Origin of the sequence: Goodfellowiella coeruleoviolacea, assembly GCF_024171785.1 — a bacterium.
Classification (GTDB): Bacteria; Actinomycetota; Actinomycetes; order Mycobacteriales; family Pseudonocardiaceae; genus Goodfellowiella; species Goodfellowiella coeruleoviolacea.
The window spans coordinates 293,367-305,717 of sequence record NZ_JAMTCK010000003.1 but is presented as its reverse complement, the minus strand read 5'-3'; the positions used below and the strand labels follow the sequence as shown (position 1 = coordinate 305,717).

The window sequence follows — 12,351 nt, the reverse complement described above, 5'->3', positions numbered from 1 at the left end:
ATTGGGCGTATAGCCCTGGACCAACGGTGAAATTCCCGGCCATAGCGCCCCAAAGCGGACACGCCGAACAGGTGGATGCGCTCACCGCCGAACAGCGACAGGACCCGCCGGAGCGAGGCCGGCGGGCCCTGTCACACGGGGATCTTCAGTTGTGCGCACCGCCATCGCGACGGTGCGTGACCGGCCGGGTCAGGACACGCCGTCGCTGACCGTCTCCGCCGGTGAGTCGGCGATGGCCGTGCCCCGGCGCTTGGACACCACCACGGCGCCGATGATGATCACCACGGCGACCACCGCGATGGACGCGCGCAGCCCCACCGAGGCGCCCGCGCCGGTCGTCGCGGCCACCACGGCCGGCGCGATCAGCACCGACACCAGGTTCATCACCTTGATCAGCGGGTTGATCGCCGGGCCGGCGGTGTCCTTGAACGGGTCGCCGACCGTGTCGCCGATGACCGTGGCGGCGTGCGCGTCCGAGCCCTTGCCGCCGTGGTTGCCGTCCTCCACCAGCTTCTTGGCGTTGTCCCAGGCGCCGCCCGAGTTGGCCAGGAAGATCGCCATCAGCGTGCCGGTGGCGATGGCGCCACCCAGGTAGCCGGCCAGCGACTCGGTGCCAAGGCCGAACCCGACCGCGATCGGGGCCAGCACCGCCAGCAGCCCGGGCGTGGCCAGCTCGCGCAGCGAGTCCTTGGTGCAGATGTCCACCACCCGCCCGTACTCGGGCCGGGTGCTGCCGTCCATGATCCCCGGGTTCTCCTTGAACTGCTTGCGCACCTCGAACACGACCGCGCCGGCCGCCCTGGACACGGCGTTGACCGCCAGGCCGGAGAACATGAACACGACGGCCGCGCCGAGCGCGACGCCGACCAGCACACTCGGGTTGAACACCGCGAACGCGCCATCATTGAACGCGCCGCCAACCGCGGCCAGTGCCTGCTTGATCGCGTCGGTGTAGGACCCGAACAGCGCGGTGGCGGCGAGCACAGCGGTGGCGATGGCGATGCCCTTGGTGATCGCCTTGGTGGTGTTGCCCACCGCGTCGAGTTCGGTGAGGATCTGCGCGCCCTCGCCCTCGACGTCACCGGACATCTCGGCGATGCCCTGGGCGTTGTCGCTGACCGGGCCGAAGGTGTCCATGGCCACGATCACACCGACGGTGGTGAGCAGACCACAGCCGGCCAGCGCGATCGCGAACAGCGCCACCACCACCGAACCGGACAGCACGAACGCCCCGTACACGGCCGCGCCGATCACCACGGCGGTGTACACCGCGGACTCGAAGCCGACCGAGATGCCGGACAGGATCACGGTGGCCGCGCCGGTCAGCGAGGTCTTGCCGACGTCCTTGACCGGCTTGTGCTCGGTGCCGGTGAAGTAGCCGGTCAGCCACAGGATGACCGCGGCGAGCACGATGCCGATGATCACCGCGATGGCCGCGATCAGCGCCGGGTTGCCCGACTGCGAGCTGAGTTCGGTGGAGATGCCGGACAGGCCGGCGAACGAGCTGGGCAGGAAGCTGAACGCGGCGATCGTGCACAGCACCGCCGAGATCACCGCGGAGATGTAGAAGGAGCGGTTGATCGCGGACAGCCCGCTCTCACCGGTGCGGGCGTTGGTGATGTACACGCCGATCACCGCGGTGAGCACGCCGATGGCCGGCACGATCAGCGGGAACAGCAGGCCCTGCGCGCCGAACGCGGCGGTGCCCAGGATCAGCGAGGCGACCAGCGTGACCGCGTAGGACTCGAACAGGTCGGCGGCCATGCCGGCGCAGTCGCCCACGTTGTCACCGACGTTGTCGGCGATGGTGGCGGCGTTGCGCGGGTCGTCCTCGGGGATGTTCTGCTCCACCTTGCCGACCAGGTCGGCGCCCACGTCCGCGGCCTTGGTGAAGATGCCGCCGCCGACCCGCATGAACATCGCCAGCAGGGCGGCGCCGAAGCCGAAGCCCTCCAGCACCTTGGGCGCGCCGCCCGCGTAGACCAGCACCACCAGCGCGGCGCCGAACAGGCCGAGGCCGACCGTGATCATGCCGACCACACCACCGGTGCGGAACGCCACGCGCATGGCCTTCTCCCGGCCGCCCGCCTGGTTGGCCGCCGCGGCCACCCGGACGTTGGCCCGGGTGGACAGCCACATGCCCAGGTAGCCGATGCTGGCCGAGAACGCGGCACCGACGAGGAAGAACAGCGACCTGCCGATCTGCTGGCCCAGACTGTCGGCGGGAAGCACGAAGAGCAGTACGAACACGACGACGACGAACACGCCGAGCGTCTTGAACTGTCGGTTGAGGTAGGCCGCTGCGCCCTCCTGCACCGCCTTGGCGATGTCCTGCATCCGGGACGTGCCCTGGCCGGCGGCCAGAACCTCCCGGAGCAGGACGTACCCGACGACGAGGGCAGCCAGGGCGACCACGGCGACCGCGACGACAATGCCGCGATCACCTCCGGAGAGCTCAATGCCCTCCGCGAGGAAGTGCCGGGACATCCGTCCTCCTGGGTGTCTGCCTGTTCAGCGCCAGGAACCAGCGGTCGTACGTCGGCCCCGACGCCACTGTGTGCACTCCCACAGTGGAGTGCGATGCGGGCGGAGTCTATTGGTAATGATCGAGATGACAACCGGGCGTCCCAATCCGAGCACACACCGTTATCTCCGCAGGCAGGTCAAGATCGATCCCCTGATCGATCAAGATCCTTTTTGTGGGATCACCCACACCAGTCCACTATTGACAGATCAACTGGCCTGCTTCCCGGACCCTGATCCGGGCCGGTCAGCGGCCCGACCCCACCGCTCACCGTCGATTGTCGGTCTGATATGCGAAGCTCGCTGGCGTGGTGGAGCGGGATGGAACCAGTCGGGGCGCGCGGTTGCTGGACCGGGTGCTGGCCGGCGTGCCCGCCGGGGAGGCGCCGCTGACCCACGTGCGCGAGCTGCCCGACCGGCCGGCCAGGCACGCGGACTGGCCCGACTGGGCGGCCGAGGACGTGGTGGCCGCGCTGCGCGAGCGCGGGGTGCGCCGACCGTGGCGGCACCAGGTCGACGCGGCCGAGCTGGCCTGGTCCGGCCAGCACGTGGTGCTGGCCACCGGCACGGCCTCGGGCAAGTCGCTCGGCTACCAGCTGCCCGTGCTGACCAGGCTGACCACCGATCCCCGGGCCACCGCCCTGTACCTGTCCCCCACCAAGGCGCTCGGCGCCGACCAGCTGCGGTCCGTGCGCGAACTGGGGCTGCCCGACATCCGGCCGAGCGCCTTCGACGGCGACACCCCCATGCAGGAGCGCGACTGGGTGCGGTCGCACGCGCGGTGGGTGTTCACCAACCCGGACATGCTGCACCGGGGCGTGCTGCCGGCGCACGCCCGGTGGGCCCGGTTCTTCCGCCGGCTGACCTACGTGGTGGTGGACGAGTGCCACACCTACCGGGGCCTGTTCGGCTCGCACGTGGCGCTGCTGCTGCGCCGGCTGCGCCGGGTGGCCAACCGCTACGGCGCCGACCCGGTGTTCGTGCTGGCCTCGGCTACGGTGTCGCACCCAGCCGGCTCGGCGAGCCAGCTCACCGGCGTGCCCTGCGTCGCGGTCACCGAGGACGGCTCGCCGCGCGGTGGCCGCACCGTGGCGCTGTGGGAGCCGCCCCTGCTCGACCAGCTCGCCGGTGAACAGGGCGCGCCCGTGCGCCGGTCGGCCGGCACCGAGGCCGCCCGCATCCTGGCCGACCTGGTGGTGGAGGGCGCCCGGTCGCTGGCGTTCGTCCGGTCCCGGCGGGGCGCCGAACTGGCCGCGCTGACCGCCCGCCGCATCCTCGACGAGGTCGACCCCGCGCTGGCCGAGCGGGTCGCCGCCTACCGGGCCGGGTTCCTGCCCGAGGAGCGGCGCTCCCTGGAGCGGGGGCTGGCCAACGGCGACCTGCTGGCCGTGGCCACCACCAACGCGCTGGAGCTGGGCGTGGACATCGCCGGGCTGGACGCCGTGGTGGTGGCCGGCTACCCCGGCACGCTCGCCTCGTTCTGGCAGCAGTCGGGTCGGGCCGGGCGGGGCGGGGACGGCGCGCTGGTGGTGTTCGTGGCCAGGGACGACCCACTGGACACCTACCTGGTGCACCACCCGGCCGCCGTGCTGGACCGCCCGGTCGAGGCCACCGTGCTGGACCCGACCAACCCGTACGTGCTCGCGCCCCACCTGGCCTGCGCCGCGGCCGAGCTGCCGCTGACCAGCCAGTGCCTGGACGCGTTCGGCGGTGCCGACTCGGCCCCGGTCGCCGAGGCACTGGACCAGCTGATCGCCGACCAGGTGGTGCGCAGGCGGCCCACCGGCTGGTACTGGACCTCGCCGGAGCGCCCGCACCCGCTGGTGGACATCCGGGGAGGTGGCGGTGACCAGGTGGCCGTGGTCGAGGGCGACTCCGGCCGGATGCTGGGCACGGTGGACAGCGGGGCGGCGTGCTGGCAGGTGCACCCGGGCGCGGTGTACCTGCACCAGGGCGAGGCGTACGTGGTGGACGAGCTGGACCTGGACACCGGGGTGGCGCTGGTGCACGCCGAGGATCCGGAGTGGTCCACGCTGCCGCGCGATGTCGTGGACATCTCGGTGGTGCGGGTGCAGGAGCGGCGCCGGTACCCGGTGGGCCCGGACGCCGAGGTGACCGTGTGCCTCGGCGAGGTCGAGGTGACCTCCCAGGTGGTGGGCTACCTGCGCCGGCTGCCGTCCGGGGCGGTGCTGGACCGGGTCGCGCTGGACCTTCCGGCGCAGACCCTGCGCACCAGGGCCGTCTGGTACACGGTGGGCCAGGAGTTGTTGTGCGGCAGTGCGCCGGGGGGCGCCGGTCTGGCTCCGGCGCGCGTCCCCGGCGCACTGCACGCTGCCGAACACGCTGCGATCGGCCTGCTACCGCTGTTCGCGACCTGTGACCGTTGGGACATCGGCGGGGTGTCCACCGCACTGCACGTTGACACCGGGGAGGCGACGGTGTTCGTGCACGATGGTCATCCCGGGGGAGCCGGTTTCGCCGATCGCGGCTTTGCCGCGTTGGTCCCCTGGTTGGCCGCTACGCGGGAGGCAATCGCCTCGTGTGCGTGCCCGGCTGGGTGCCCGTCCTGCGTTCAGTCGCCGAAGTGCGGGAACGGCAACGAACCGCTGGACAAGGCGGGCGGGTTGGCCGTGCTGGACGTCGTCCTCGCCGCGGTGGGCCAAGCCGACGAACAGCGCGACCACGCTGTTCAGTTCGACAATGATCAGGCGGCCGAGCGCTCGGCCGTCACCAGCTGAGTCGCCGGGTGCAGCGGCTCGAACAGCTCCGGGTCGCCCACGGCCTGCAGGACGGCGTCCTGCACCAGCAGCGAGCTGGGCAGGTGCCGGCCGCAGACCTGCGGCTTGACCCGCCAGTGCACGATGCCGTGCTGGAACGGGGTGGGCGGCAGCGGGATCCAGCTGCCCTTGGCGTGCAGCCGGACGTCGTGGTGCCCGGACAGCTCGGGCCGGAGCGGCTGCCCGGCGGAGGTGAGGAACAACCAGCGGCCGGCCGGGGTGGCCGCCATCGGCACGGGGGTGCCGTTCTCCCGCAGCGCCCTGGCCACCAGTCGGCCAAGGTCCGCGCTCACCTCGATCGCGTCGACGACCAGGCCGGTGGCCACCAGGAGGCTGTATGGCTGGCCGGTCCACCAGGTCGCGATCTCTTCGGGCTTGGCGTTCAGCCGGTCCTGCCAGTCCGCGTGCACCGGGACCGGGCCGTCCTGCTCCGCGCCGCTCCGGCCCGCCCACTGCGAGCCCGCCGGATAGGTGCCTGGCAGCACGGGCCAACCGCCCCAGGCGTAGCCAATGGCCTCCGCCCGGAGTTCAATGCGGAAGGCCCCGCGCCAGCTATCCGACCACTCCATCTTGGTTCGCCTCCTCGTCTTTGGGAGCACCACGCGGTGCCCGCATCAGACTTAACGACACAACAGCGATTCGAGGTAACTCCCCTGTCGACAACTGGTCGCTACGAAACGGCGAATGAAACGGGCCACGATGGCCCAGCAGAACCGTCCAGCAACCGTCGCCCTGACTGGGTCACCCATTCGCGAGAGTGAAAATGCCCGTTCACCGCCGATCATCGACCGTTCGTCGCGGAATCGGGCGTTAATCCTTCAGTTGGACCTGCTCTCGCCCGGGCGTTGGTCGTACCCAACAGCGCGAGTGGTTCCGGTGGCCGCGCGGCCACCGCCACGAGCACGTCGCGCCCGACGACCACGCACCCGGTCAGTTCTACCCGCATCCGCCGCGCCACCCAGTCGGCCCGCTGGCACGCCTCCTGCCGACCGGCCAACACGTGGGCGGCACCGGCCAGCGCGGCGAGGTCGGCCGCACTGGCCGCGCGGTGCCTGGTCGTGACCGCGGTCGCCACGGCCACGCCGAGAGCGGCCAACCCGAGCAACACCGCGATCACCGCGACGGCCAGCACGCTCGCCGACCCGCGATCCGGATCGCCCCGGCGCTCCTCCTGCTGTCCCATGTGTTTCCCCCTTCTCGCCCGCACAAACCCGCCCCCGGGCACGGGACCCCAGACCGGGACCGAGGTTCCGGCGCCCCCGGATCCTGGACCCCAGAACCGGCCCGCAGGATCCGGCACCGCCGACCGGCAGCCACCGCCGGAGCCGGCGCGCGGCCGTCACCCGATCCGGGTGTCGTCACCGGTTCGGGTGGCCGGTGAGCCGGGTGGGGTCGGCGGACCTGGTGTGGCCTGACCGCTCTCAACCAGTTCGGGTTCCAGGACCGCGTACGCCTCGGCCCTGGGCCGAATCCCGGGCAGCAGGCCGGCATCGGCTGCCGCGGCCACCTCGACGCGAACGGTGTCCCCGTCGCGTGTCACGGAGAACTCCGCGCGTGCCGGGCCGATCCGGTGCACCGCCTCGGCAACCCGTTCCGCCTCGCCCCTGGCGACCAGCCGGGCGGCCTCGCGCGCGGCGTCCACACACCGGAGCTGCCCGAGCACCGCGTTGACGGCGGCCGCCCCCAACACCAGCACCAGTGCCATCGCGGACAGGACGAGCGCCGCTTCGACGGTGACCGAGCCCCGGTCCGCCGGCCACCCCGCGGGCGGCGGCAGCACCAGGTTGCGGTGCCGAACGGGCTTTGCCTTGCCCGCCCGGCACTTCCGCCGTGCCGGTGCCCGGAACACCAGGCCCGCCAACGGCTTGCGCACCCCGGTCCGCTGCCCGGGTGTGCCCGGTACGGACCGCGGCGCACGCTCGGGCACGGGCTCCGACGCGCCACGGCCCGGCTCCGGCTCCGGCTCCGGCTCACGGGAACAATGCCGCGCCGCCACCGCGCATTGCGATTCCACGGTGTGCGGTGATTCCGCGCGGCACCCCGGTTCGGCGTGTTCTGGTGCGCGTGATCGACGCGATTGGCGAACACTGTGTGATCGTCGGGCACGCTGCGTTTTCACCGCGACGCGCAATGCCCGTCTGACAACCGGTGTGCGCGCCGAGTTCACCGGCCACGTCGGTATCACCGATTCCCGGGTGCACCCACACCAACTGTGCACGCTGTGCAATTCGCGTCTCACGGATAGCGATCGCGTGTTGTGTCGCGCCCGCACCGCAATCCGTGCAACCGGTTCAACACCCGAATTCACCGCACCCGCCGGCGCCGCAGCGCCCACCAAACCCGTGGCACCCGCCGACGGCGTGGGGGCCACCGGTCCCGTGTGGTCCGGCGGCCCTGCGGCGGTCGATGGCCGCGCGGCGGCCCGCGATGCCAAGGCGGGCAACGGTTTCCGCACTGCTGGCCGGCGCATCAGGTGCCACCGGTGAGCGCGCGCATGACCAACTCGCTCAGCGCCTGGCGGACCGCGTCCCCGCTGAGCACCACGAACAGCGTGGCGGCCAGGCCCGCGATGGCAACGGCCACCAACGCGTACTCGACGCTGACGCTCCCGTCCTCGGCCCGCCCGACCTCGACCAGCCGGCTTCCCCGCAGTGGGGCCATTTCTCCTCCTCGTTGTTGTTCGTCCCGTGGTGGCCGGAACGCACCGGCCACCCAGCTGTCCACATCGGACTCCGCCCGGCTACCCGGCGGTCAGTGCCTCGCCGGCCAGGCCCACCACCACGGGCAGCACGCCCAGGCAGAGGAACGCGGGCAGGAAGCACAGTCCCAGTGGCCCGGTCACCCACACCGCTGTCCGCTGGGCCCGGGCCTCGGCCTGGTCGGCGGCCTGACCGCGCACCCGCTCGGCCAACTCGGCGGCCACCCCGGCCAGTGCCGCGCCGGATCGGGCGCTGCGCCGGGCGCCCCGGGCCAGTGGCGCGGTGTCCGGGTGGGCGAGCGCGGGTGTCCACGCCCGCACCGGGTCCGCGCCCAGTGCCATCAGGTCAGCCACCCGGCGCAGCACCTGGCCGGCCGGCCCCGGCACGGCCTCGGCCACCGCGCGCACCGCGGTGGGCACGGCGAGCCCGGCGCGCAGGCAGGCGGCGAGCAGTTCCCAGCAGGTGGCCAGGTGCGGGTCGGTGGCTGACCGGCGGGCCGGTCGAGGTGGGCCAGCAGCACCGACCCGCCCGAACGGACCGAACCACCCGAACCGGCCGAGCTGACCGAGTCGACCCGGCCGGCCGCGCCAACCCAGCTGGCCGGGTAACCGGCCTGCCCCGGGGCTGTCCGCTGACCAGGGCAGACCTGGCCGGGGTTCGGCCCCGCCGGGCGGGCCACTCGGCGGAGCACCGGCCGACCGGCTGGCCAGGGCGCCCAGCACGGCGAGCAGCAGCCCGCCCGCGACCAGGGCGGTGGCTGTCCCGACCCACCGGCCCGACAGCGCCAGCACCACCGCGGTGCCGACCACCGGGCCGACAGCCAGGCGGAACGGTCGCCAGTGGGCCCGGGTCGCGGCCGAGCGGGTGGGTGTGGTCAGCCGGACCACCCGTGCCCTGGCCGGCGCCGGGCCGGGGGCCAGCAGCACCGCGACCGCCACCAGCAGTGCGGCCAGCGAGTGGTGGTTCATGGCAGCACCACCCGGTCGACCAGCCGCGCGGTCCACAGCAGGCCCGCGCTCACCAGCCCGGTGCCCAGCACCAGCAGCACCTGTCCGGCGGTCGTGGTGGTCAGCACGTGCCACGGCCGCGCGCCCACGACCTGGCCGAGCAGCACCCCGGGCACGGGCAGGCCGGCCAGCACGGCCGCGCTCAGCCGGGCACCGGCGGTGTGCGCGCGCACCCGCTGGTCGCGGCGCAGCTGCTGGTCCAGGTCGCGCCGGACCGCGTCCACCACCTCGGCCAGGCCGATCCCGTGCCGCTCGGCCAACTGCCAGGCCCTGCCCAGCCACTCGGTGGCCGCGGCCAGCCCGGGGTGCTGGGCCGACACGGCCCGCAGCGCCACGGCCACGTCTCCGCCCAACCGGGTGGTCGCGGCCAGTGCCCGCAGTGTGGTGGCGGCCAGCGGCTGGGCGTCCCTGGCCGCTTCCTCGGCAGCCCTGGCCGGGGCGGCGCCGGCACGCAGCTCCGCGGCCAGGGCTGCCAGCGCGTCCGCCAGTTCGGCCGTGGCCGCCGCCCGGGCGCGGCGGGCCCGTCCGGCCCGCCAGCGCCGCCAGGTCACCCCGGCCAGGGCCAGCGCGGCCAGCCCGCCACCCGGACCGGCCAGCAGCCCACCGAGGCCCCCGACGGCCAGCACCACCACCGCGGTCAGCACCGCCCTCCCGCCAGCCGGGCCACCCCTGGACCCGCCACCCCTGGGCCCACCAGCACGGCCAGCCGGCAGCCACCGGACCGCTCGCCGGTCGGGCCGCCGCGGCGCGGTGGCCGCGACCAGCCGGGCCAGTCGGCGCCGGGCGGTCGACGGCGGTGGCAGCACCAGTGCGGCGGCGGCCAGCAGCACCAGGCTCAGCGCACTCGTCGCGTTCGTCACGGCAGGCCCACCTCCCGGTCGGCCAGCAGCCGGGTCAGCAGCGCCCGGCCCTCGGCCCAGCCGTGCCCGTGGCGCCAGGCGGTGCGGATGGCGACCTCGGGGCCGTGCGGCTCGACCACGGCGATCTCGGCCAGCCGGCGGCTGCCGACGCGGTCGCGCCGCATGTGCAGCACGACCCGCACGGCCGCGGCCAGCTGGCTGTGCAGCGCCGCCTGGTCGAGGCCGCCCAGCGCGGCCAGGGCCGCCAGCCGGGCCGGCACCTCGGCCGGCGAGTTGGCGTGCAGGGTGCTGGCGCCACCGTCGTGCCCGGTGTTCAGCGCGGCCAGCAGCTCACACACCTCGGCGCCGCGCACCTCGCCGACCACGATCCGGTCCGGGCGCATCCGCAGCGCCTGGCGGACCAGGTCCCGCAGGGTGACCTCGCCGACGCCCTCGACGTTGGGCGGCCGGGCCACCAGCCGGACGAACTGCGGGTGGTCGGGGGCCAGCTCACCGGCGTCCTCCACGCACACCACCCGTTCGGTGGGTGGCACACAGCCGAGCAGCGCGGCCAGCAGGGACGTCTTCCCCGACCCGGTGCCACCGGTGACCAGGAACGCCAGCCGCGCGGCCACCACGGCGGTGAGCAGTTCGGCGCTGGTCGCGTCGATCGTGCCGAGCGCGCCCAGTTCGGCCAGGTCGTGCACGGCCGGCCGGAGCACCCGCAGGGACACGCAGGTGCCGGCGGGCGCGATGGGCGGGAGCACGGCGTGCAACCGCACCTGCCCGCCCGCGCCGATGCCGGGCAGCCAGCCGTCGACGAACGGCTGGGCGTCGTCGAGCCGGCGGCCCGCGCTGGCCGCGAGCCGCTGGGCGAGCCGCCGCACCGCGTCCTCGTCGCGGAACTCGACCGCGGTGCGCCGCAGGCCCCTCGGCCCGTCCACCCACACCTGGTCGGGGGCGGTGACCAGGACGTCGGTGGTGGCCGGGTCGCGCAGCAGCGGGTCGAGCGGGCCGGCGCCGACGAACTCCTGGGTCAGCTCCCGCAGGGTGGCCAGCAGGTCGGCGTCGCCGAACACGCCACCGGCCTCGGCCCGCACCGCCTGGGCGACCAGGTTCGGCGTGACCGCGCCGCCCAGGGTGGCCAGCCGCTGGCGCACCCGGTCGACCAGTTCGCCGCTCATGCCGGCACCTGCCCGTCGCCGGGTGCCGCGCCAGCGCCGGTGACCACGTCGGCGGCGGCGCCCGCCGGCCGCCTGCCCGGGGTGCCGGGTGCGGGGTGGTAGCCCAGGGCGGCCAGTGCCGCGTCGGCCGCGCTGGCCAGCGGCCCCCGGGCGCGGGTCGGGAAGCGACCGCGCTCCAGCGCCTCGGCCAGGCCGGGTTCGGGCCGCATGCCGTGCAGCAGCGGCACGTCCAGCGCCGCGCCGATGGTCCGCACGTCCAGCCCGCCGGGGGCCGGGCCGCGCACCAGCAGCCGCAGCGGCGTGCCCCTGGCCAGGACGAAACCCGCGACCTGCCGGGCGGCCAGGCACGCGCGCACCTCGGCGGGCACCACGAGCACGGCCAGGTCGGCGCGGTCCAGCACGGCGTTGACCACCTCGCCGGGCTGCCGGGGCAGGTCGCAGACGACCAGGTCGCCGGCGCGGCGGCCGGCGTCGAGCACGGCGGCGACCGCGTCCGGCCCTGGTCCAGCGCCGGTCCGGTCGCAGGACAGCACGGTGAGCGCGGCATCGCCCCGGCCGGCCCCGGGCAGGGCGGAGCGCAGTGCCGACGCGGCGATCCGGCCACCGGTCAGCCGCAGCTCCGGCCAGCGCGGGCCGGCGCTGGTCTCGGCGCCGAGGGCCAGGTCGAGGCCGCCGCCGAGCGGGTCGCAGTCGACGAGCAGCGCGCTGTGCCCGGCGCGGAGCGCGGCCTTGGCCACGGCGACCGCGAACACCGACGCGCCCGCGCCACCCCGGCCGCCGAGCACGGCGAGGGCGCGGCCGGTGCGCCCGCTCGGTCCCTCCACCAGGTCGGCCAGCACGCTGACCAGCCACGCTTCCCCGCCGGGCAGTTCCAGCACGCGGTCGGCGCCGACCGCGACGGCCTGCCGCCACACCCCGGGCTCGGGGTCGGCCGCGCAGACCAGCACCACCAGCGGGTGCCTGGGCAGCCCGGCCTGGGCGCATTCGGCCGCGGCGCGTGCGTCGAGGAGCACCAGTGGCGCACCGCTCCAGTTACGCCGTACGGCGGCAACGTCCGGTACCCGCTCCACGTCGCAGCCGGCCGCGGCGGCCAACCGCAGCACGTCGTCGAGCACCGGGTCGTCGTTGATCAGCACCAGTGGTCGGCGACCGTTCGACACACCCACGCCAGCCCCGCTCATCGCGGCCCTCCTGTCCGCTCCCGCGCCCCGGCCGAATGCCGGGCGCCCGCGAGGACGACAGTGGCCTGTCGTGACCAACGCCACAACGGGTGAAGATCAACATGTGGACAACTGGGGGTGCTGTGGACAACTAAAGACCCG

The 12,351-nt window shown here is 74.4% G+C and carries 10 protein-coding genes; 1 reads left to right on the top strand and 9 read right to left on the bottom strand.

Features of this window, described 5'->3' with window-relative positions:
• Positions 1 to 189: 189 nt before the first annotated feature.
• Positions 190 to 2,487: a sodium-translocating pyrophosphatase gene (locus tag LX83_RS07460; protein WP_253768475.1), complete on the bottom strand. Its 2,298-nt coding sequence runs from the start codon at positions 2,485 to 2,487 to the stop codon at positions 190 to 192.
• A 347-nt stretch (positions 2,488 to 2,834) separates the two neighbouring features.
• Between LX83_RS07460 and LX83_RS07455 the strand changes: the two genes are divergently transcribed.
• The gene (locus tag LX83_RS07455) at positions 2,835 to 5,261 is read left to right on the top strand and encodes a DEAD/DEAH box helicase (RefSeq protein WP_253769126.1); all 2,427 of its coding nucleotides are present in this window, start codon (positions 2,835 to 2,837) and stop codon (positions 5,259 to 5,261) included.
• Here the strand turns inward: LX83_RS07455 and LX83_RS07450 are convergent.
• The 8 genes from LX83_RS07450 to ssd form a co-directional block, all read right to left on the bottom strand.
• A complete protein-coding gene (locus LX83_RS07450) occupies positions 5,228 to 5,869 on the bottom strand; it encodes a bifunctional DNA primase/polymerase (RefSeq protein ID WP_253768472.1) in 642 nt (213 codons plus the stop codon). The genes LX83_RS07455 and LX83_RS07450 overlap by 34 nt on opposite strands.
• A gap of 212 nt (positions 5,870 to 6,081) precedes the next feature.
• A complete protein-coding gene (locus LX83_RS07445) occupies positions 6,082 to 6,483 on the bottom strand; it encodes an Rv3654c family TadE-like protein (protein ID WP_253768470.1) in 402 nt (133 codons plus the stop codon).
• 156 nt (positions 6,484 to 6,639) lie between these two features.
• Positions 6,640 to 7,173 (bottom strand): pilus assembly protein, encoded by a 534-nt coding sequence (locus LX83_RS38350; RefSeq protein ID WP_308203929.1) that lies wholly within the window; start codon positions 7,171 to 7,173, stop codon positions 6,640 to 6,642.
• Positions 7,174 to 7,769: 596 nt separating this feature from the next.
• Complete coding sequence (locus LX83_RS07435) at positions 7,770 to 7,961, bottom strand: DUF4244 domain-containing protein (protein WP_253768468.1); 192 nt, start codon at positions 7,959 to 7,961, stop codon at positions 7,770 to 7,772.
• 79 nt (positions 7,962 to 8,040) lie between these two features.
• Complete coding sequence (locus LX83_RS07430) at positions 8,041 to 8,967, bottom strand: type II secretion system F family protein (RefSeq protein WP_253768465.1); 927 nt, start codon at positions 8,965 to 8,967, stop codon at positions 8,041 to 8,043.
• Positions 8,964 to 9,866 (bottom strand): type II secretion system F family protein, encoded by a 903-nt coding sequence (locus LX83_RS38345; RefSeq protein ID WP_253768462.1) that lies wholly within the window; start codon positions 9,864 to 9,866, stop codon positions 8,964 to 8,966. The genes LX83_RS07430 and LX83_RS38345 overlap by 4 nt, the downstream gene beginning before the upstream one ends.
• Entirely contained in the window at positions 9,863 to 11,029 is a 1,167-nt protein-coding gene (locus tag LX83_RS07420; RefSeq protein ID WP_253768460.1) for a TadA family conjugal transfer-associated ATPase, read from the bottom strand. The genes LX83_RS38345 and LX83_RS07420 overlap by 4 nt, the downstream gene beginning before the upstream one ends.
• Positions 11,026 to 12,210: a septum site-determining protein Ssd gene (ssd, locus tag LX83_RS07415; protein WP_253768457.1), complete on the bottom strand. Its 1,185-nt coding sequence runs from the start codon at positions 12,208 to 12,210 to the stop codon at positions 11,026 to 11,028. Before ssd ends, LX83_RS07420 begins: the two co-directional genes overlap by 4 nt.
• Positions 12,211 to 12,351 lie beyond the last annotated feature (141 nt).

Excerpts from the sequence above, each read along its gene's own strand:
- LX83_RS07445 (WP_253768470.1), bottom strand. The coding sequence starts at position 6,483 with ATGGGACAGCAGGAGGAGCGCCGGGGCGATCCGGATCGCGGGTCGGCG.
- LX83_RS07420 (WP_253768460.1), bottom strand. The coding sequence starts at position 11,029 with ATGAGCGGCGAACTGGTCGACCGGGTGCGCCAGCGGCTGGCCACCCTG.
- LX83_RS07430 (WP_253768465.1), bottom strand. The coding sequence starts at position 8,967 with ATGAACCACCACTCGCTGGCCGCACTGCTGGTGGCGGTCGCGGTGCTG.
- LX83_RS07435 (WP_253768468.1), bottom strand. The coding sequence starts at position 7,961 with ATGGCCCCACTGCGGGGAAGCCGGCTGGTCGAGGTCGGGCGGGCCGAG.
- LX83_RS07460 (WP_253768475.1), bottom strand. The coding sequence starts at position 2,487 with ATGTCCCGGCACTTCCTCGCGGAGGGCATTGAGCTCTCCGGAGGTGAT.
- ssd (WP_253768457.1), bottom strand. The coding sequence starts at position 12,210 with ATGAGCGGGGCTGGCGTGGGTGTGTCGAACGGTCGCCGACCACTGGTG.
- LX83_RS07450 (WP_253768472.1), bottom strand. The coding sequence starts at position 5,869 with ATGGAGTGGTCGGATAGCTGGCGCGGGGCCTTCCGCATTGAACTCCGG.